Consider the following 20,420-nt stretch of genomic DNA (forward strand, 5'->3'; position numbering starts at 1 on the left):
ACCCACCAGGAGTTCGAAGCCCTCTGGGTCAGGGCCACGCACCACCTCGACGAACGGGGCTAACAGGCCAGATCACCCAGGGCTCCGCCTAGAATTCCCACGTTCCGAATAAGACTCTCCGCCACTACCGTCCGGCCGTCTTGCCGCCGGTGAAAGTTCCATCCGGACGCTCGCCCGGAGGATGTATTACGGTGACCCGCCGCCCGGTGACCGGGCGGCGGGCGTGGCACCGCGACGTGGCCGCGGGGCGCCTGCCGCGCGGCCCGGCGCCGGTCGGACCGATCAGCCCGGCAGGCGGATGGGGTTGACGATGTCGGCGTAGATGAGCAGGCTGCTCATGGCGATCAGGAAGATCGCGACCGTGTACGTCAGCGGCAGCGCCTTGGCGATGTCCACATGCCCCGGCATCGGGCGGCGGCGCACCCGGGCGTAACCGCGCTTGATTCCCTCCCACAGGCCGCCGGCGATCTGGCCGCCGTCCAGCGGCATCAGCGGGATCAGGTTGAACATGCCGATCGCGAGGTTGAACCCGGCCAGGAGCTGGATGAAGCCGGCGATCTTGTTCTCCAGCGGGATGGCCGCCGCGGCGATCGCGCCGCCCAGACGCCCGGCGCCGACGACGCTCTGCGGGCTGTTGAGGTCACGCTCGGCGCCGCCGAAGGCCGCCTGCCAGACCCCGACGAGCCTCTGCGGCAGTTGCAGCAGTGCCGAGCCGGTGCGCCTGACCAGGTCGGCCATGGCGCCGACGACGTACCCGAGCCCCTGCTTCTCCACGACGAGGGTGGGGCTGACGCCGAGGAAGCCGACGTTCTTGTCCAGCTTCTCCGGGTCGTCGAGGGAGGGGCGATCTTGCGCGATGAGCGTGGCGTTCAGCGTCATCGGCCTGCCGTCGCGCTGGATGCCGATGGCGACCGGGCCCGCGCCATGGGTGCGGATCAGCGTGCTGGCGTCGTCCCAGGAGTTCACCGGCCTGCCGCCGAACGAGACGATCTTGTCCTTGGCCCTGAGCCCGGCGAGCGCCGCGGGCGTGGACCGGTGGGCCGGGGTGCACTGCTGGCCCTTCTCCTGCTCGGCCACGGTGACGACGCACTTGGAGACCTCGGCGACCACGGGCTTGGGCACCGAGATGCCGAAGCCCATCAGCACGATGGCGAACAGCACGAAGGCCAGCACGAAGTTCATCGCGGGACCGCCGATGAAGATGACGACCTTCTGCCACCAGGGCTTGCGGTACAGGACGCGGTCGGCGTCGCCGGGCTTGACCTCCTCCAGCGCCGCCTGCCTGGCGCTCTCGATGAGCGCCTGCCACGGCCCGGTGGAGATGTTGCGAAGCTTGTTCGGATCATCGTTGGGCCGGGGGGGAAGTGCCCCGATCATGCGGATGTAGCCGCCCAGCGGAATCCACTTGAGGCCGTATTCGGTATCGCCGCGGCGGCGCGACCACATCGTGGGCCCGAAACCGACCATGTACTGCGTGACCTTGACGCCGAAGAACTTCGCGGGCACCAGATGGCCCAACTCGTGCAGGGCAATGGACGCGGCCAACCCGACGAAGAAGATGAGAAACCCGGCCACTGCGAGCCAGCTCATAGGTGCTACCCCCACGTCGGAGAAGATGCCTTCTGTTTGGATTGCCCGTTCCGAGCGTAACCGAACGCGCGAGGGCTTCGACCGCCGCCGGAAAACAACACTCAACGACCAAGCGTAGGAGTGACTTGCGCGCGGTGGAGCGAATCGGGAGACTGCATTGACGGTACGCAATCATGTAGACACCGTGGGATATGAGTCGGCGTAGCCTAATTTGCCGGTTCTGTTCCCAAGGACCAAGGGAGCACCTTGATACGCATCCTGGTTGCCGAACACCTCCCTCTCGTCCGCCGGGGCCTCGTCGCCTCGCTGAACGGCGAGAAGGATCTCATGGTGATCGCCGACGTCGCCTCCGGCGAATACATCGTGCCGGCAGCCATGGAACTCACCCCGGACGTGGCTGTGGTCGACGTCGACCTCCCCGACGTCGACGGGCTCACCGCCGCCGCGCGCCTGCACCAGAAGGCGCCGCGCTGCAAGGTGCTGCTGCTGTCGGCCCGGCCGAACCCCGGGCAGGTGCGCCGGGCCTTCGCCGCCCACGCGCTCGGCTTCCTGAGCACGAACGTGGCGCCCGAGCATCTGGCCGACGGCATCCGCCGCGTCGCCTCCGGGCGTAAGGCCGTCGACTCCGACCTCGCCATCGCGGCGCTCACCTCGGCCGACAACCCTCTCACCCCCCGCGAGCAGGACGTCCTGCGCATCGCCGCCCAGGGCGCCTCCTCCAAGGAGATCGCCGCCAAGCTCTATCTGTCTGTGGGAACGGTCCGAAATCACCTGTCGCGCATCATCTGCAAGACCGGAGCCCGCAACCGCGCCGACGCGGTGCGCATCGCCGCCGAGACCGGCTGGCTCTGATCGCGATGGGCGCGGGCGCTACGGCCGCCAGATGAGGATCAGCGCGCAGTCGTCGTTGTGCCCGGCCGACATGGAGTTGACCAGGGGGCGGGCGCCGTCGTGGAAGCCCGAGGGCACCAGCCGCTCGGCCTCGCCGAGCAGCCGGTCGAGCCCGGAGTCGATGTCGCGCCCGGGCTGCTCGATCAGGCCGTCGGTGTAGAGCATCAGCGCGTCGCCCTTGCGCAGCACGCCGCTGTCGGGCTCGCAGTGCAGGTCGGGGACGACGCCCAGCACGACGCCCTTGGCGGCCGACACCTGCCAGGTGCCCGTGCCCGCGTCGAACTTGACCACCGGCGGATGCCCGGCGGAGGTGATCTGGTACGCCCCCGTGGACAGGTCGAGCCGGAGGTGGACGGCGGTGACGAAGCCCTCGCCCTCGGGCTGGCGGTGCAGGTAGGCGTTGCAGGCGGGCAGGAAGGACTCGACCGACCCCAGCAGCCCGCCGAAGGTGCCCGAGAGCATCAGCGCGCGGGTGCCGGCGTCCACGCCCTTGCCCGACACGTCGACCAGGGCGACCTCGAGAACGTTCCCGTGGCGCATGGAGACCAGGAAGTCGCCGCCGAAGGAGGAGCCGCCCGCCTGCTTGAGCACGACCCGCGAGCCCCACTCTTTACGGTTGAGCGGCGGCAGCTCGCCCTGCCGCTTGAGGCGGTCGCGCAGTTCGAGCAGCATCACGTCCCCGCGCAGCCCCTGGACGCCCAGCTTGCCGCGCGTGCGGGCCATGAGGAAGGCGAGCACCGTCGTGAACCCGATGGTCACCAGCAGCCCCGCGCCGACGGAGCGCACGCCGAGCGTGGCCGCGATGTAGCCCAGCGCCACGGCGACGGCGCCCACCAGGACGGCCAGGCTGCGCATGCGGAGTTGCAGGCCCCCGACGAGGGTGGCCAGGATGAACAGGCTCGGTGAGAACCACTCGGTGGAGACGCGCGCGGCGAGGGCGCCGAGCGCCAGCGTGGCGACGCTCAGCGTGATGAGCAGGTTCCGGTCACGCGCCAATGGCCCCCTCCGCAGGAACCGCACGATCCGCACCAGGAACGGGATGCGAACCAAGATCGCGCGGAGCCGCGGGGGGATCAGCGGCGCCGGACGGGAAGTCATGATGCGCTCGACTCTATCTGCCCATCTGCCGTTTGGGCAGCCGACTTGACCAAGACCTTGATCATTAAACGGGGATATTAGGTGGCCGATCCGGTTTGCCCGGTCATAACGTTGGCCAGGTGAACAGCGAACAAAGCACGCGGCCGGGCATGGTCATCCGTCCCATCGACGAGTCGGAATGGCGGGCATGGCTCGACGTGGACGAAGAGGCGTTCTCCGAGGACAACTCCCCCGCCCGCGCCGATGCGTTCAGGTCGCTGCTGGAGTTCGACCGGTCGCTCGGGGCCTTCGACGGCGACCTGCTGGCCGGGGTGGTCGCGGGGCTGACCTTCACGATGACCGTCCCCGGCGGCCCGAAGCCGGTCTGCGGCGTGACCGCCGTCGCCGTGCTCCCCTCCCACCGGCGCCGGGGCGTGCTCACCTCGCTGATGCGGCGGCAGCTCGAGGGGCTGCACGAAAGCGGTGAGCCGGTCGCGGCGCTGTACGCCACCGAGGCCGCCATCTACCAGCGGTTCGGGTACGGCAGGGCCACCGACAACCTGTTCCTCACCATCCCCGCGCGCTCCCCGTTCGCCGTGCACGCGCCGGTCGACCCCTCACTGCGGTTGCGCGTCGTCAGGCCCGCGGCCGAGGCCCGGGCGGACCTGCAGAAGGTGTTCGACACCGTGCTGCCGACCCGTCCCGGCCTGTACGCCCGCAACGACGCCAAGTGGAACATCCTGATGGCCGACGACCCTGACCACCGCCGCGGGGGCAGCGCGCTGCGCTGCGTGATCGCCGAGGACGACGCGGGGCCGCGGGGGTACGCCCTGTTCCGGGTCAAGCCGGGGGTCACCGAGAACGACGTGCCCGACGGCGAGCTGCGGGTGGTCGACCTGTTCGGCCTGGACCCCGCGGCGTACGCCCTGCTGTGGCGCCACGTCCTCGACCGCGACCTGTGCTCGCGGGTGCGCGCCCCCATCCGCCCGGTCGACGACCCGATCATGCACCTGCTCGCCGAGCCCCGCCTGCTGAACGCCGGGTTCGTGGACGAGATGTGGGTGCGGGTGGTGGACGTCGACAGGGCGCTCGCCGCCCGCGCGTACGCCGCGCCCGTGGACGTCGTCCTTTCCGTCCAGGACACCGTGTGCCCGTGGAACGCCGGGCGCTGGCGGCTGTCGGCCGGCGCCGGCGGGGCCGTCTGCGCCCGCACCACCGACCCCGCCGACGTGGAGCTGCCGGTGAGCGTGCTCGGCGCGGCTTACCTGGGCGGGCGGACGCTCGGCGCCTACCAGGCCGCGGGCGTCGTCCGCGAGACCCGCCCGGGCGCGCTGCGCGCCCTGTCGGCCGCGATGGCCTGGGACGTCGCGCCGTGGGGCGGCATGATCTTCTGACACCCGCCGGGTTTCCGGCGGCGCTGTTCTAGGCTTGGCCCATGGCACTGCAGAGCTTGCAGATCACCGCGATCACGGCGATGCGGGCGCGCGACGTCTCGCGTCCTTCGTCCGACCAGCAGGAGGCCGCCGACCGGCGGCCGCTGCGCGACGAGATGGCCCGCAAGGCCGACGCCCCGCGCAAGGGCGAGCCCGCTCGCAAGCCCGAGCCGCCGCGCAAGCCCGATCCACGCCGCCGCAAGGACGCCTAGCGGCTCAGCGGCTCAGCGGCTCAGCGGCCCGGCAGGGGCGGGATGCCGCCGCCGGTCTCGTAGGCCGAGATCTGGTCGATGCGGCGCTGGTGGCGCTGCTCTCCGGAGAACGGCGTGCTCAAAAAGACCTCGACGAAGCGCGTGGCCTCCTCCAGGGAGTGCATGCGGGCGCCCAGGCTGATGACGTTGGCGTCGTTGTGCTGCCGCGAGAGCGAGGCGGTCTGCTCGCTCCAGGCCAGCGCCGCGCGGACGCCGCGCACCTTGTTCGCCGCGATCTGCTCGCCGTTGCCCGACCCGCCGATCACGATGCCGAGGGACCCTGGGTCGTTCACCACGCCCTCGGCGGCGCGCAGGATGAACGCCGGATAGTCGTCCTCGGCGTCGTACACGAACGGGCCGTCGTCGACGACGTCGTGGCCGTGCTCCTTCAGCCAGGAGACGAGGTGGTTCTTGAGTTCGTAGCCGGCGTGATCGGCGGCGATGTAGACGCGCACGCGCCCATTGTCGCAGCCCGGCTTCCCTCGGGTCCATCGGGCCGCGCCGTAGGCGGATCACCGGCCCCCACCGGCGCGGATTCCGTTAGAGTAATAGGCGCTTGGCCACATGACCCCTTACAGGAGAGTTTCATGCGTGAGATCCGCGTGATCGGGGACCCCGTCCTGCGTACCCCCGGCGAGCCGGTCACGTCCTTCGACCGCGATCTTCGGCGGCTGATCGACGAGATGATGGAGACGATGTACGCCGCCGACGGCGTCGGCCTGGCCGCCCCGCAGATCGGGGTGTCCAAGCGGCTGTTCGTCTACGACGCCAGCGGGCGCAAAGGGCACGTCGTCAACCCCGAGCTCACCATCGACGACGCCGAGGAGGTCCTCGACGAGGAGGGCTGCCTGTCGGTGCCCGGCCGCGACACCGGCAAGCCGCTGTACGCTCGCACGCCGCGCGCGGCGGGGGTGAGCGTGCGCGGGTTCGACCGGCTCGGCCGGCCGGTGCGCCTGAAGGCGCGAGGGCTGCTGGCCCGTTGCTTCCAGCACGAGTACGACCACCTCGAAGGGGTCATCTACGTCGACCGCCTGCCCAAGAACGCCGCCCGCGACATCCTGCTGCGCACCCCCTGACGCGTCACCGGGTCACGGAGCGCGTCGTCAGGCGGCCCTGGGGCCGCCCGGCGTCATGGGCGGTCGTCGTGCCCCACGGGCACGGGCGCCGCGCGTCGGGGCTTCCGCAGGCGGGCGACCAGCCACAGCAGGGGCCGGGCGACCAGGCCCAGGCCGGCCAGGAGCAGCGCGGCGACGACGACCCACTCGTTGGAGCCGCCGGGACCGTACACGTGGCCGCGCCGCCCGGTGTCGAAGGCCGGCGAGGTGGCGCCGGCGGTGAAGGTGCCGCGCTCGCTGCCGTAGAACCCGATGTCCTGCCGCACGTCCCTGCCGTCGCGCGAGCGGAACGTGCCGGTCCACGAGCACTGCTCGTGGCCGGGATGCTGGATGCAGTCGAGCCGGCGGGCGGTGAAGGTGCCGGGGATTCCGTCGCCGCGCAGGGCCGCGATGGCCGGCCCGGCGTTCTGGACGGCCAGCAGCATGAGCAGCAGCCCGCCGAGCGCCAGCGCCATCTCGAACGCGCTGACGCGGCGCGCCGTACGGACCGACGGCTTCACCGCGACCGCCCTCCTCACTACAGTTGCAGGGACTTGACCTCGAGGTACTCCTCAAGGCCGAACTCCCCGAGCTCACGTCCGACCCCCGACTGCTTGTAGCCGCCGAACGGGGCCGAGGTGTTGAACCGGCCGCCGTTGATCGCCACCTGGCCGGTGCGCAGCCTGCGCGCCACGGCAACCGCCTCCTCCTGCGTGCCGCCCCACACCGCGCCGGAAAGTCCGTAGGGGGTGCCGTTGGCGATGTCCACGGCCTCGTCGACGGAGGTGTAGGGGATGAGCGACAGCACCGGGCCGAAGATCTCCTCCTGCTCGATGACCATGCCCGGCGCGACGCCGGCGAAAACGGTCGGCTCGACGTAATAGCCGCGTTCGAGCGGCCGGTCGCCGCCGCCGGCGACCAGCCGGGCGCCCTCCTCCTGACCCCGGTTGAGGTAGTGGACCACGCGCTCGCGCTGGGCGGCCGACACCAGGGGGCCGAGGCGGGTGCCCTCCTCGAACGGGCCGCCGAGGGTGTAGGTGCGGGCGAGGGCCGCGGCCTGGCCGGCGGCCTCGTCGTACCGGTCACGGTGCACGAGCATGCGGGTGAGGGCCGAGCACGTCTGGCCGGAGTTGATGAACGCCCCCGCCACTCCGAGCTTCACCGCGGTCGCCAGGTCGGCGTCCGGGAGGATCAGGTTGGCCGACTTGCCGCCGAGCTCCAGCGCGACGCGCTTGACGGTGTGGGAGGCCAGCGCCGCGACGCGCCTGCCCGCCCCTGTGGAGCCGGTGAAGGACACCATGTCGACGCCGGGGTGAGAGGCGATGGCCTCGCCCACGACCGGCCCCGGGCCGCTGACCATGTTGAACACCCCGGGGGGCAGCCCGGCGTCGTGCAGGATCTCGGCGAAGGCGTAGGCCGCGAGCGGGGCGACCTCGCTCGGCTTGAGCACCACCGTGCACCCGGCGGCGAGGGCCGGGGCGACCTTGCACACCACTTGGTGCAGAGGGTAGTTCCACGGGGTGATCGCGCCGACGACGCCGACCGGTTCGCGCAGCACCAGCGAGTCACCGACACGGGTCTCCCGATCGCACCGCTCCTCGGCCAGACGGGCGTGGTCGGCGAGCACCGCGGCGGGCATCAGGGTCTGCACCTTGAGCGCGAAGGCGTACGGGGAGCCCATGTCGGTGGCGATGGTGCGCGCCATCTGCTCGGCGCGTTCCTTGAGCAGGTCGGCCGCCGCTTTGAGGATCTTGCCCCGGTCGGCGGCGGCGGTGCCCGACCACGCCGGGAACGCGGCGCGGGCGGCGGACACGGCCCGGTCGACGTCACCCGGGGAGCCCGCGGGCACCCGGTCGATGACCTGCTCGGTCGACGGATCGACGACGTCGATGCCCTCACCGGACGAGGAGGATACCCAGGCTCCTTGCACGTAAAGCTGACGCATGCCCCTCGATTCTCGCGCGCGGTCGTCGCGGCGGACGGTCACCCCGCCGGGCGGCGCGCCCGCGCCGCCCGGCGGGCGCGACTGCCGAGACCACGGTGCCACGCCGCCGCCACCATCTGCCGCCTGTCATCTCACATAACGGTCAGGGAAGGAGAACGGATCGAGTTGACCATGGCTTTCATGCAGGGCGCAACCCTCCGCACGCATCCGGTCACGGACGGGCCGCGGCCCGGCCGTCAGTCGAAGATCGGATCCCGGGTGCGCGAGCGCTTCAGTTCGAAGAACCCGTCGGTGCCGGCGACGAGCCGCACGCCGTCCCACAGCCTGGCGGCCGCCTCCCCCTTGGGGGCCGGCGAGATCACCGGGCCGAAGAAGGCGACGCCTTCCACGGAGATGACGGGCGTGCCGACCTCCTGCCCGACCAGGTCGATTCCGTGCGCGTGCGACCGGCGCACGGCGTCGTCGAAGTCGGTGGAGTCGGCGGCGGCGACGAGCTCGCGGTCCAGGCCGGCCGCCTCCAACGCGTCGGCGAGCAGCGCGCGCAGGGCGGCGACGGCGTCGAAGTCCTCCTCGCCCTCGGCGGGCCTGAGGCGGCGCTCGTTGTGGATGCGGACGCCGATCTGGGTGTAGAGGTCGCCGATGACGTGCTCGCCGTACTTCTCGGCGGCGGCCTGCACGACCCGGACCGGGGCCATGGCGTCACGGAGAAACTCGCGGTACTGCTCGGGGATGTCCTTGTCCTCGTTGAGCACGAACAGGCTCATGATGTGCCATCGCGGCTCGACGGGCCGTACCTTCTCCACCTCCAGCACCCAGCGCGAGCTCATCCAGGCCCATGGGCAAAGGGGGTCGAACCAGAAGTCCACCGGGGTTCGTTCAGTCATGGCCAGCTTCCCTGCTCCTGCTCGTGGCGGATGTCCCGATACATCTGCCAGCCCCGGCCACGCGTGGGCTATTCCCAATTCCTGGTATCTCGGTGGGAAATCATTTCACCCGCGACCCCTGATGTCCCTGCACCGGTGCGGCATCATGGCGCCCGACGTGGCAGGATTCATGCATTCCTCTCGCGAAGGGGCAGAGGAGATCGGCGATGAGGAGCGGATGTGGCAGGCAATCTGACCCGTGACGAAGCCCGGGTGCGGGCTCGTCTGCTCAAGGTGCGGTCCTACTCGGTCGAACTCGACCTCACCGAGGGCGAAGAGCGCTTCGAGAGCGTCACCACGGTCCGATTCTCCTGCGCCGAACCGGGCGCGACGACCTTCATCGAGCTGGCCGAGGCGAAGATCCGCAAAGCCGTCCTGAACGGCGCCGAGCTCGACGTGACGACCTACGACGCCGAGACCGGCCGCCTGCCGCTGCCCGGCCTGGCCGCCGACAACGAGCTGCTCGTCGACGCCGACTGCAGCTACATGCGCACCGGCGAGGGTCTCACCCGCTTCGTCGACCCGCTCGACCAGAAGGTCTACCTGCACTCGCAGTTCGAGACGGCCGACGCCCACCGCATGTACGCCTGTTTCGACCAGCCCGACCTGAAGGCCGCCTTCGAGCTCGGGGTGCTGGCGCCCTCCGACTGGGAGGTCATCTCCAACGCCGCCCCCGACTCCGTCGAGGAGCTCGAGGAGCACCAGGGCCGCCACGGCACGCTCCAGCGCGCCAAGCGCTGGCACTTCCCGCCCACCCCGGTGCTGTCGACCTACATCACCGCCCTGGTCGCCGGCCCCTACGCCGTGGTCCGCGACGAGCACGACGGCATCCCGCTCGGCGTCTTCTGCCGCGCCTCCCTGGCCGAGCACCTGGACGCCGGCAACATCTTCGAGGTCACCAAGCAGGGCTTCGACTTCTTCCACCGCGTGTTCGGCCTGCGCTACCCGTTCGGCAAGTACGACCAGGTGTTCGTCCCCGAGTTCAACGCCGGGGCCATGGAGAACGCCGGCGCGGTCACCTTCCTGGAGGACTACATCTTCCGCTCCCGCGTCACCGACGCCATGGTGGAGCGCCGCGCCGAGACGATCCTGCACGAGATGGCGCACATGTGGTTCGGCGACCTGGTCACCATGCGCTGGTGGGACGACCTGTGGCTGAACGAGTCCTTCGCCACCTACATGTCGGTGCTGTGCCAGGCCGAGGCCACCCGCTGGGGCCAGGGCGCCTGGACGACCTTCGCCAACGTGGAGAAGTCCTGGGCCTACCGCCAGGACCAGCTGCCCTCCACCCACCCGATCGCCGCCGACATCCCCGACATGCAGGCCGTGGAGGTCAACTTCGACGGCATCACCTACGCCAAGGGCGCCTCGGTGCTCAAGCAGCTGGTGGCCTACGTCGGGCTCGACAACTTCCTCGCCGGCGTGCGCGACTACTTCGACGAGCACGCCTGGGGCAACACCGAGCTGAAAGACCTGCTGTCGGCGCTCGAGCGCACCTCCGGCCGCGACCTGTCCTCCTGGTCCAAGGAGTGGCTGGAGACCGCCTGGGTCAACACGCTGCGCCCGTCCTTCACCGTGGACCCCGAGGGCCGGTTCCTGCACTTCGAGGTGCTCCAGGAGGCCCCGGCCGACTACCCGACCCTGCGCTCGCACCGCGTCGCCATCGGCCTGTACTCCCGGGTGAACGGCTCGCTCACGCGGGTCAAGCGGGTGGAGCTCGACGTCGTGGGCGCCCGCACGGCCGTGCCCGAGCTGGCCGGCGAGGCTCAGCCCGACCTGATCCTCGTCAACGACGACGACCTGACCTACGCCAAGATCCGCCTGGACGAGCGCTCCATGCGCACGCTCGTCGACGGCGGCATCGCCGGCTTCGCCGAGTCGCTGCCGCGGGCGCTGAGCTGGTCGGCCGCCTGGGACATGACCCGCGACGCCGAGATGGCCACGCGCGACTACGTCCGGCTGGTCACCTCCAACGTCCACGCGATCGCCGACATCACGGTCCTGCAGACGGTTCTGCGCCAGGCGCGCCTGGCCGCCCAGCAGTACGCCGACCCGGCGTGGCGGGCCACCGGCCTGGCAGAGCTCTCGGCGGCGCTGCGCCGGCTGATCGCCTCGGCCGAGCCCGGCTCCGACCACCAGCTCGCCTATGTCAACGCCTTCACCGCCGGGGCCACCACCACCGAGGACCTCGCCTTCGTCAAGGGCATCATCGAGGGCACGTCGGTCCCCGAGGGCCTGACCGTGGACGCCGACCTGCGCTGGACGCTGACGCACGCGCTGGTGTCGGGGGGCGTGCTGTCCGCCGGCGACATCGCCGAGGAGCTGCGGCGCGACCCGTCGGCCCGGGGCGAGCAGTCGGCGGCCATGTGCCAGGCGGCCATCCCGACCCCCGAGGGCAAGGCCGAGGCCTGGTCCAAGATCACCGGTGGCGCGCTGAGCGGCGCGGCGCTGCGCTCGACCATCGTCGGCTTCATGGACCCCGACCACGTCGAGCTGCTCCAGCCCTACGGCGAGCGGTTCTTCCAGGAGGTCGGCCGCATCTACAAGAGCTGGCCCTCCGACAGCGCCCAGCGGTTCGCGATGGGGTGCTACCCGGCGCTGCTCATCGACCCCGGGACGGTGGCGAGGACGCAGGACTACATCTCCGCCGAGCAGCCGGTGCCGGCGCTGCGCCGCCTGCTGATGGAGGGCGCCGACTCCATCGGCCGGGCCCTGCGCGCCCGCGCCAAGGACTCCTCGGCCGTCTGATCCACCCCTCCTCCGGGGCCCGCCCGCCGGCGGGCCCCCTCGCTCTGAGGTGCACCCTCCTTTGAGCCCGGCCCGCCTGGTGTCCAAGTCCGGTTGAACGCCAGGCGGGCCGGTCGGCCGCGCATTCCGCGGCCGAGCCTCTCAGCGGGCTGTAAGCCTCCTGCAAGCGTTCCGCGGTGACATGAGAGCCAGCGAAAACGGCAGCGGCCGTTCACAGCGGGCCACGACCGGTCTACTGTGCGCGCTGTCACCGTAAGCCGGGAGGCCCCCCATGATCGCTCTCGCCGTCGTCGGCGTCCTCGCCCTCGTGTCGCTCTTCCTGGTGGTCTCCACCTACAACGGGCTGGTGCGCAGGCGCGGCGCGGTGGACAACGCCTGGGCCCAGATCGACGTCCAGCTCAAGCGCCGCCACGATTTGATCCCGAATCTGGTGGAGACCGTGAAGGGGTACGCCGCGCACGAGCGCGGCACCCTGTCGGCCGTGGTGGCGGCCCGCGGGCAGGCCCTCTCGGCCCAGGGCCCGCGCGACCAGGCCTCCGCCGAGAACCTGCTGTCCGGCGCGCTGAAGAGCCTGTTCGCGGTCTCGGAGGCCTACCCCGACCTGAAAGCGGACCACAACTTCGCCGCCCTCCAGGACGAGCTGGCCACCAGCGAGAACCGCATCGCCTACTCGCGGCAGTACTACAACGACGCCGTCCTGACCTACAACAACGGCATCCAGACGGTGCCGGCGAACATCGTGGCCGGCATGACCGGCTTCCAGGCGCGCGAGTACTTCCAGGCGCCGGGCGAAGAGCGCGGCCCGGTCCAGGTCCGTTTCTGACGCCCCCGATCCGATGATCTTCGTTTGGGCCGCGGCCGCCGCCGTCGCGCTGTGGCTGGCCCTGCTCGCCGCGATGGCCTTCGCCACCCGCAATCCGGGCATCACCCCGGGGCCGCCCACCAGCGAGCTGGGCGAGGAGTCCCCCGCCCTGGTGGACCTGATCACCGGCGACTGGCGCCTGTGCGACGAGGCCGCCTCCGCCACGCTGCTCGACCTGGCCGCCAAGGGCGCGGTGCAGATCGAGGAGATCGGCCCCGAGCTGTCGCTGGTGCGGCTCGGCACGCCCCGAGCACCGCTCGCCCCATACGAGAAGCTGGTGCTGGACCACGTGGCCTCGCTCGCCACCGACGGCGTGGTGGCCACCGGAGCGCTGGCCGAGGGCGCGAGGAACCTCGGCCGCTGGTGGAAGAGCTTCCGCAAGAAGGTCATCGCCGAGGCCCGCGAGAAGGGCCTGTCGCGTCCGCGGTGGAGCCGCGCGCAGGCCGTCCTGCTCACCGCCGCGGCGGCCGTGCCCGCCGTCGCCGTGGGCGTCGCGGTGGCCGCCACCGCGGACGACGGCCATGAGGGAGGCGGCATCGGCGCGGGGTTCATCGCGCTGGCCGTGCTGAGCGCTCTGATGGACAGGTTCAACGGCGAGCGCGGCACGGCACAGGGCGCCCGGGTCGCCGGCCATTGGCTGGGCGTGCGCGCCCACCTGTCCGGCGGCGGCTTCGCCGACCGGCCCGCCGCCTCGGTGACGATCTGGGGGCGGCATCTGGCGTACGCCGCCGCCCTGGGCCTGGCCAGGCGCGCGGTCACCAGCCTGCCGGTCAGCGTCCCCGCCGACGACAAACGGGCCTGGTCGGACTTCGGGGGCATGTGGCACGTGGTGGACGTGCGCTACCCCCGCCGCATCCTGTGGGGGCGCCCGCCCTGGCCGGTGATGTTCGGCGGGGTGGTCGCCGGGCTCGCCGCGGGGTTCTGGCTCTGGCTGCTGGGCGTCGTCGCCAAGGCCCTGACCGACTGGCCGGACGCGCTGGTCATGCCGGTCGCCTACCTCGGCGCGGCGGTGGCGGCGGGCGTCCCGATCGCCTTCGCCATCGCCGACCTGACCACCAGGACCGAGGTCGAGGGCCAGATCGTCCGGCTGCGGGCCTTCCGGGTGGGCGGGGACGAACATCCCAAGTACGCCTACTGGGTGGCGCTGGACGACGGCCGGCGGCGTCAGGTCAAGGCCCTCGGCGCCGAGGAGGAGCTGTGGCGCCCGCTGGCCGAGGGCGACAGGGTCAGGGCCCGGGTCGGGCGAAGGCTGGGCTGGATCCGCGAGATCGAGATCGTCGAGCGGTCGCGGCACCGCGGCGCGGCGTCCTACGACGACACCGGCGAACACGTCCTGCACGCCCCGGAGAACCTCGGCGAGGTCCCCCTCCGCGCCAGGGACGACGCCCACGGCCCCGACCACCCCGCGGACCCGTTCGCGCCGGCGGCCGAGGCGAGCCCCCTCACCCCCGCGGACCCGTTCGCGCCGGCGGGTCTGGTGACGCCAGACGACCTGCGGCGCGTCCTCGGCGTCGCGGTGGGCGCGGCCGGGCCGTACCCGGACGCGCTGCCCACGCCGGCCTGGCTCGCCGTGCGGTCCTGCCGCTACCGGGCGACCGGCGGCACGCCGGTGACCGTGGACGTGCACGCGGCGGCGGGCGCGCGCGGCGGCTACCTGATGGTGCTCGGGCACCTGCTGACCCGGGTCGAAGGACGCCAGGCGCCCGGCATCGGCGGCGCGGCCGCTGCCATGCTCCACCCCGGCGTGGTCGCCGCCCGCACCGCCGAGGGCACCTTCGCCATCCACGTCCACTCCCCCGCCGGCCCGCCGCCGCCCGACGCGCTGGTCGAGCTGGCCCGCGCGGCCGCCGCCCGCATGGACGGAAGATCGCCGGTGGCGTGAGAGGGTGTCCGGGTGGACGAGCCACTTGTGCCCCCCTACCCCCTCGCTCCGCTCGACCTGCTCACCGCGCTGGCCCGGCGGTACGCCTTCGGCGACCTCGGAGCCCTCGCTCCGCTGGTGATGCCGGAGCCCGGCGCCATCCCCGCGTTGTGCGAGTTCGGCCAGCGCCTGCTCACCCTGGACGCGGAGGACTTCGCCGCCGAGGTCGACGCCAAGGCCGTGCCCGCCGCGCTGCGGCGCCGCGCGCGCGAGTGCCACATGCCGCAGACCCCGCGCGAGCAGCCGCGCGGCGCGCTGTCCTCGCTGCGGCCCGCGTACGGGCTGCTACTGGAGGTCATCCAGGTGCGCTGGCAGCGGCGCGAGCTCAGCTCGGTGATGTCGGCGCTGCACATCGCCAGCGAGTACCTGCCGCTGCTGGCCTTCGAGCCGGTGCTCGGCCACGCCGGCGACCCCGCGCGCTGGCCGCAGGGCCTGCGGGCGGAGGGCAGCCGGTTCGGCGTGATCGGCGACCGCGACTGCGACCACACCAAGCCCGAGAAGTCCGCGGCCGAGCGCACGCTGCGCGTCGCCCACGAGCCGGGCGAGGGCTGGCGTGCGTACTTCGACCGGCAGCACAGCCAGCTCTCGGGCGCCATGGCGGCCTGCGTCGCCAAGTGCCGTAAGCCCTGCACGGCGATGGACTGGATTCCCGAACCGGCTCGCGAGGGGCTGGGCCTGCGCTGCAAGGTGGCTCTGGCCTTCGCCGACACCCCGCTGGTCCGGCTGCGCCACGCGGCGCCCGTCGGCCACGGGTTCGGCGTGCCGTCCCCGGAGGAGGTGCTGGACGCCTGGGAGCGGAGCCGGTCCTATCTGGACAAGAACGACATCGGCCACGAGGCGAGCCGCGAGGACGGCTTCCCGCTGCCCGGCCTGCCCAGCCTGTTCTCGGCCGTCGCGGCGGCGCCCATCGCCACCTCGGCCCTGCTGTCCGACGTGGCCGCCCACCTGGTCACGCTCATCGGCGCGCCGGCGTTGCGCGGCGCCGGCGTGTGAGCCCGCGTCCTCACCAGATCTCGGGGCGGCGGTCTCCCCAGAAGCCGCCCACCGCGGCCTCCACCTGCGCCGACAGCGAGATGAGGGTGGCCTCGTCGCCGAACCGGCCGGCCAGCATCACCCCGATGGGCAGCCCCGCGCCGCTCCAGTGCAGGGGGAGGTTGACCGCCGGCTGGCCGCTGATGTTGTACGGCGCGGCGAACGGCGCGAACCGCTCCATGCGGTGGAAGGTCTCCTCGGGGTCCTCGACGTCCTCGAACCAGCCGATCGGCACGGGCGGCTGGGTGACCGTCGGGCTGAGGATCGCGTCGTAGTCGTTCATGACCAGGAACGCGAAGCGCGTCGCGGTCTGCAACGTCGCCTGGGCCTGCAGGAAGGCCGGCGCGGGGGTGGCGAAGCCCCGTTCGCGCAGCCACCGCGTCAGGGGCCGCAGCCTGGGCTCCAGGGACGGGTCGACGGGGTGCATGCAGGCGAAGCAGAACCACAGCCGCTCGAACTCGGCCAAGATGGAGCCGTCGAAGGCCGGCGGCATGTCGACGACCTCGTGGCCGAGCGACTCCAGCAGCAGCGACGCCTCCTCGTAGGCGGCCATGACGTCGGGGTGCACCTCGGCGCCCGGCACGACGGGGGTGGCGTTCCTGCCGATGCGCAGGCGCCCGGGCTCGCGGCCGGCCGCTTCGAGGAAGCCGACGGGCGAGGGCGGCGCGTGGTACAGGTCGCCCGGTTGGTTGTGCGCCATCGCCTCCAGCAGCGCGGCGGCGTCGGCCACGGTGCGGGCGATCGGCCCGTTGGTCGACAGGCCGGCCAGGTCGGGCACGACCGGCGCGAACGAGATGCGCCCGCGCGTGGGCTTGATGCCGTACAGGCCGCACACCGACGCGGGGATGCGGATGGAACCGGCCCCGTCGCTGCCCTGCGCCGCCGGGGCGAGCCCGGCCGCGACCGCCGCCGCCGCTCCCCCGCTGGAGCCTCCGGCCGAGCGCGTCAGGTCCCACGGGGTGCGGGAGGGGGGCGAGACGTCGGTCTCGGTGTAGCAGGGCAGCCCGAACTCCGGGGTGGCGGTCTTGCCGAGCATGATCGTGCCGGCGGCGCGGAGCCGCTCGACCACGCTGTCGTCCACGGGCGCGACGAAGCCCCCGTAGGTGGCCGAGCCGAAGCGGATGGGCACGTCCTTGACGAGGTTCAGGTCTTTGACCGGGATGGGGACGCCGAGCAGCGGCGGCAGGTCGGCGCTCTCCATGACCTGGGCCTCGGCCCGGCGGGCCTCCTCCAGCGCGCGCTCGGGGGTCGGGGTGACGAAGGCGCCGACGCGGGGGTCGAGCCGTTCGACGCGCTCGATGTAGTGCTTGGTGATCTCGACGGGGGACAGCTCCCGGGCTCGGACGGCCGCCGCCAGCTCCAGGGCTGTAAGATCATGTATGTGCGCCACGCTACGGCACAGTAGGGCCTGTGACCACGACTTATCTAGAGAGAAAAGAAATAGATACCCGTCCTTCCGCCCTACAATGCGGGAACGCGGGGCCACAAAAATGTGAACTAGCCAACACTAGGCACACCCTTGGGCGTCAACTACCGTGAGTTACGTGGATTCCGGTCTAGAACCCGATGACGGTCACAATGGGTCACCCATCTGGGTGAGTGACCGCCCTGCGCAGCCGAGGTCACGGCCCGCCGCCCCGGAGGAGACCTACGCCCCGGTCGGTCGCGCGTCGCTGCTCGGTCTGCTCCAGCAGCCCAGATACCGGCATCTGCGCGTGCGCGCGCTGATCGCCGCCGGCGCCGGGCTGCTGGTCGGCATCCCGCTGTGGAGCTGGCGGCTCGGCCTGGTCGCGGCGATCATCGCCGCCATCGCCGACACGGTGTACCGCGCCCGCACGGTCTCCTCGGTCCCGCCCTGGCGCCGCGCGTCGGCCGCCGAGCGGCGCACCGAGGCCCAGTTGAGGAAGCTCGAACGCAACGGTTACCTCACGCTGCACGCCCGGGCCATCCCGAACAGCGACGCGCAGATCGACCACCTGGTCGTCGGCCCGACCGGCGTGTACGCCGTCGACTCCGAGAAGTGGGACAAGCGGCTCCCGGTCCGGGTGCAGTCGCACCGCAAGCTGTTCCACGGGCCGTTCAACCAGAAGCCCCGGCTCGACGAGGCGCGCTGGGAGGCCTCCCAGGCCGGCGAGCTGATCACCAAGGCCCTCGGCCGCGAGATCACCGTGGTGCCGTCCCTGGCCATCTACGGGCCCGCGATCCCGTGGAAGATCCTGAACATCCGCGAGGTGGACGTCTTCGACGGCTCCCGCGTCCGCAAGTGGATCACCAACCGCGAGCGCTCGCTGACCGGCGAAGAGGTCGAGGACATCTACGCCGTCGCCGAACAGGTGCTGCCGGCGCGTTATCCCGAATAACCGAGAAGCCGACCCGTCGAGAAGGTCCTTCGGGATTCCCGTCCCTGTTCCACCACTGCCCCCGGGGATCCCGAAGGACCTTGTCATGTCCCGCCCCGGCGCGCTGGTGTCCATGCTGTGGACGGCGGGTCTCGTCAGGCGGGCGATGGCCGTACCATTTGAAGACTCAGCAGTCGTCGGATGGGAGAACGGTCATGCCGGCCCTCAGATCTCGCACGGTCACTCATGGCAGGAACATGGCGGGCGCGCGCGCCCTGCTCCGGGCCACGGGTGTAGCCGGCGGGGACTTTGGCAAGCCGATCATCGCCGTGGCCAACAGCTTCACGCAGTTCGTCCCCGGCCATGTCCACCTGCGCGAGGTGGCCGAGGTCGTGGCCGGCGGCATCCGCGAGGCCGGGGCGATCCCGCGCGAGTTCAACACCATCGCCGTGGACGACGGCATCGCGATGGGCCACGGGGGCATGCTGTACTCCCTGCCCTCGCGCGAGCTCATCGCCGACGCGGTCGAGTACATGGTCAACGCCCATTGCGCCGACGCGCTGGTCTGCGTCTCCAACTGCGACAAGATCACCCCGGGCATGCTGCTGGCGGCCTTCCGGCTGAACATCCCGACGGTCTTCGTCTCCGGCGGGCCGATGGAGGCCGGCAAGACGCCGGGCCGCAAGCTCGACCTCATCGACCCGATGATCGCCGCGGCCGACGAGAGCGTCTCGGACGCCGAGCTGCTGGAGATGGAGGAGAACGCCTGCCCCACCTGCGGCTCGTGCAGCGGCATGTTCACCGCCAACTCGATGAACTGCCTCACCGAGGCGATCGGCCTGGCCCTGCCGGGCAACGGCACCACCCTGGCCACGCACAAGGCCCGCAAGGCGCTGTTCGAGCAGGCCGGCCGCCAGGTCGTCGAGATCACCAAGCGCTACTACGAGGGCGACGACGCGTCGGTGCTGCCGCGCAACATCGCCACCCGCGACGCCTTCGAGAACGCCATGGCGCTGGACGTCGCCATGGGCGGCTCCACCAACACGATCCTCCACCTGCTCGCGGCGGCCCGTGAGGCCGGCGTCGACTTCGGGCTGAAGGAGATCAACGAGCTGTCGCTGCGGGTGCCCTGCCTGTGCAAGGTCGCGCCCGCCACCGCCAAGTACCACGTGGAGGACGTCCACCGGGCCGGCGGCATCCCGGGGATCCTCGGCGAGCTCGACCGCGCGGGGCTGCTCCACCGCGACACCCACAGCATCCACGCCTCCACCCTCACCGACTACCTCTCCGCGTGGGACCCGAAGTCCCCGACGGTGTCGCAGGAGGCCGTGGAGCTCTGGCACGCCGCGCCCGGCAACGTGCGCACCGTCAAGGCCTACTCCCAGGAGGCGCGGTGGGAGTCCCTCGACCTCGACCGCGCCGAGGGCTGCATCCGTGACTTCGAGCACGCCTACACCCGTGACGGCGGCCTGGCGGTGCTGTACGGCAACCTCGCTCCCGAGGGCGCCATCGTCAAGACGGCCGGCGTCGACGAGTCGATCTGGCGGTTCAGCGGGCCGGCCGTGGTGTTCGAGTCGCAGGAGGACGCCTCCGAGGGCATCCTCGGCAACAAGGTCAAGGCCGGCGACGTGGTGGTCATCCGCTACGAGGGCCCCAAGGGCGGCCCCGGCATGCAGGAGATGCTCTACCCGACGAGCTTCCTGAAGGGCAAGGGCCTCGGCAAGGCGTGCGCGCTGATCACCGACGGCCGCTTCTCCGGGGGAACCTCCGGCCTGTCCATCGGGCACGCCTCGCCCGAGGCGGCCGAGGGCGGCATCATCGCCCTGGTGGAGGACGGCGACCTCATCGAGATCGACATCCCTGGCCGCGGCATCGAACTCAAGGTCTCCGAGGCCGAGCTGGCCGCGCGGCGCGAGCGGCTGCTGGCCGACCTCGGCCGTTACCGCCCGCGCGACCGCGAGCGGGCGGTGAGCGCCGCGCTGCAGGCGTACGCCGCGCTGACCACCTCCGCCTCCACCGGCGCGTCCCGCGACCTGTCCCAGCTCTCCCAGCACTGAGCTCCCCCGGTCCGGCGCCGAGACACTCGGCGCCGGACCGCGAGCTCGCCTGGCGCCGTCTTGAACGGCCCCCGCCGGGGCGCGGGGGGTGGTGGCGCGGGTCGACGACGCGGCGCCGACCACGTCGGCGGGCAGGGCGGGGTTGCCTCACGGAGTCGATGGCGTGGAGGGAAGGCCGCCGTCACCGGAGGGTGAACAACAGTCACCCTCTGGATGCCCGCGACAAGATCTGGTGTTCGAAAAATGTCGGTGTCGCG

General features: G+C 71.8%; 17 protein-coding genes. 10 read left to right on the forward strand and 7 right to left on the reverse strand.

The window, feature by feature from the left end; all coding sequences use genetic code 11:
* Nucleotides 1–282: 282 nt before the first annotated feature.
* Nucleotides 283–1,590: a M50 family metallopeptidase gene (locus ACFQSB_RS30900; protein ID WP_380830396.1), complete on the reverse strand. Its 1,308-nt coding sequence runs from the start codon at nucleotides 1,588–1,590 to the stop codon at nucleotides 283–285.
* A 246-nt stretch (nucleotides 1,591–1,836) separates the two neighbouring features.
* Here ACFQSB_RS30900 and ACFQSB_RS30905 point away from each other — a divergent pair, with 246 nt between their 5' ends.
* Entirely contained in the window at nucleotides 1,837–2,442 is a 606-nt protein-coding gene (locus ACFQSB_RS30905; protein ID WP_354850656.1) for a response regulator transcription factor, read from the forward strand.
* An 18-nt stretch (nucleotides 2,443–2,460) separates the two neighbouring features.
* Here ACFQSB_RS30905 and ACFQSB_RS30910 read toward each other — a convergent pair whose 3' ends face one another.
* Nucleotides 2,461–3,579 (reverse strand): PP2C family protein-serine/threonine phosphatase, encoded by a 1,119-nt coding sequence (locus tag ACFQSB_RS30910; protein ID WP_380830397.1) that lies wholly within the window; start codon nucleotides 3,577–3,579, stop codon nucleotides 2,461–2,463.
* Nucleotides 3,580–3,698: 119 nt separating this feature from the next.
* Here ACFQSB_RS30910 and ACFQSB_RS30915 point away from each other — a divergent pair, with 119 nt between their 5' ends.
* Both ACFQSB_RS30915 and ACFQSB_RS30920 read left to right on the forward strand, forming a co-directional pair.
* Nucleotides 3,699–4,952, forward strand: coding sequence for a GNAT family N-acetyltransferase (locus ACFQSB_RS30915; RefSeq protein ID WP_380830398.1), 1,254 nt, complete (start codon nucleotides 3,699–3,701; stop codon nucleotides 4,950–4,952).
* A gap of 41 nt (nucleotides 4,953–4,993) precedes the next feature.
* Complete coding sequence (locus tag ACFQSB_RS30920) at nucleotides 4,994–5,203, forward strand: hypothetical protein (protein WP_354931778.1); 210 nt, start codon at nucleotides 4,994–4,996, stop codon at nucleotides 5,201–5,203.
* A 20-nt stretch (nucleotides 5,204–5,223) separates the two neighbouring features.
* Here ACFQSB_RS30920 and ACFQSB_RS30925 read toward each other — a convergent pair whose 3' ends face one another.
* Nucleotides 5,224–5,697: a ribose-5-phosphate isomerase gene (locus ACFQSB_RS30925; protein ID WP_354931781.1), complete on the reverse strand. Its 474-nt coding sequence runs from the start codon at nucleotides 5,695–5,697 to the stop codon at nucleotides 5,224–5,226.
* Between the two features lie 132 nt (nucleotides 5,698–5,829).
* Here ACFQSB_RS30925 and def point away from each other — a divergent pair, with 132 nt between their 5' ends.
* Nucleotides 5,830–6,318, forward strand: coding sequence for a peptide deformylase (gene def / locus ACFQSB_RS30930; protein ID WP_354850642.1), 489 nt, complete (start codon nucleotides 5,830–5,832; stop codon nucleotides 6,316–6,318).
* Between the two features lie 53 nt (nucleotides 6,319–6,371).
* On the opposite strand, the gene ACFQSB_RS30935 is transcribed toward def, so the two are convergent.
* The 3 genes from ACFQSB_RS30935 to ACFQSB_RS30945 all read right to left on the reverse strand — a co-directional run bounded on the left by ACFQSB_RS30935 (nucleotide 6,372) and on the right by ACFQSB_RS30945 (nucleotide 9,165).
* Nucleotides 6,372–6,857 (reverse strand): hypothetical protein, encoded by a 486-nt coding sequence (locus ACFQSB_RS30935; protein ID WP_380830399.1) that lies wholly within the window; start codon nucleotides 6,855–6,857, stop codon nucleotides 6,372–6,374.
* A gap of 17 nt (nucleotides 6,858–6,874) precedes the next feature.
* A complete protein-coding gene (locus ACFQSB_RS30940; protein WP_380830400.1) occupies nucleotides 6,875–8,281 on the reverse strand; it encodes an aldehyde dehydrogenase family protein in 1,407 nt (468 codons plus the stop codon).
* Nucleotides 8,282–8,517: 236 nt separating this feature from the next.
* Nucleotides 8,518–9,165, reverse strand: coding sequence for a mycothiol-dependent nitroreductase Rv2466c family protein (locus ACFQSB_RS30945; RefSeq protein WP_380830401.1), 648 nt, complete (start codon nucleotides 9,163–9,165; stop codon nucleotides 8,518–8,520).
* Between the two features lie 219 nt (nucleotides 9,166–9,384).
* Between ACFQSB_RS30945 and pepN the strand changes: the two genes are divergently transcribed.
* The 4 genes from pepN (at nucleotide 9,385) to ACFQSB_RS30965 (ending at nucleotide 15,728) form a co-directional block, all read left to right on the forward strand.
* Nucleotides 9,385–11,952, forward strand: coding sequence for an aminopeptidase N (pepN, locus tag ACFQSB_RS30950; RefSeq protein ID WP_354931959.1), 2,568 nt, complete (start codon nucleotides 9,385–9,387; stop codon nucleotides 11,950–11,952).
* Between the two features lie 271 nt (nucleotides 11,953–12,223).
* Nucleotides 12,224–12,775 carry a LemA family protein gene (locus ACFQSB_RS30955; RefSeq protein ID WP_354850628.1) on the forward strand — a complete coding sequence of 184 codons (552 nt, stop codon included), beginning with the start codon at nucleotides 12,224–12,226 and terminating at the stop codon, nucleotides 12,773–12,775.
* A gap of 13 nt (nucleotides 12,776–12,788) precedes the next feature.
* Entirely contained in the window at nucleotides 12,789–14,696 is a 1,908-nt protein-coding gene (locus ACFQSB_RS30960; protein WP_380830403.1) for a DUF2207 family protein, read from the forward strand.
* 12 nt (nucleotides 14,697–14,708) lie between these two features.
* Nucleotides 14,709–15,728, forward strand: a complete 1,020-nt coding sequence (locus ACFQSB_RS30965; RefSeq protein ID WP_380830404.1) for a hypothetical protein — start codon at nucleotides 14,709–14,711, stop codon at nucleotides 15,726–15,728.
* Nucleotides 15,729–15,738: 10 nt separating this feature from the next.
* Here the strand turns inward: ACFQSB_RS30965 and ACFQSB_RS30970 are convergent, their stop codons facing one another.
* Entirely contained in the window at nucleotides 15,739–17,157 is a 1,419-nt protein-coding gene (locus tag ACFQSB_RS30970; RefSeq protein WP_380830405.1) for an amidase, read from the reverse strand.
* Between the two features lie 205 nt (nucleotides 17,158–17,362).
* On the opposite strand from ACFQSB_RS30970, the gene ACFQSB_RS30975 reads away from it, so the two are divergent.
* Together ACFQSB_RS30975 and ilvD are read left to right on the forward strand one after the other, a co-directional pair.
* Nucleotides 17,363–18,127, forward strand: coding sequence for a nuclease-related domain-containing protein (locus tag ACFQSB_RS30975; protein ID WP_354850617.1), 765 nt, complete (start codon nucleotides 17,363–17,365; stop codon nucleotides 18,125–18,127).
* Between the two features lie 194 nt (nucleotides 18,128–18,321).
* Nucleotides 18,322–20,163 (forward strand): dihydroxy-acid dehydratase, encoded by a 1,842-nt coding sequence (gene ilvD / locus ACFQSB_RS30980; protein WP_354850614.1) that lies wholly within the window; start codon nucleotides 18,322–18,324, stop codon nucleotides 20,161–20,163.
* The last annotated feature ends 257 nt before the right edge of the window (nucleotides 20,164–20,420 follow it).

The sequence above is a fragment of the Sphaerisporangium rhizosphaerae genome (assembly GCF_042665155.1).
Lineage (GTDB): Bacteria > Actinomycetota > Actinomycetes > Streptosporangiales > Streptosporangiaceae > Sphaerisporangium > Sphaerisporangium rhizosphaerae.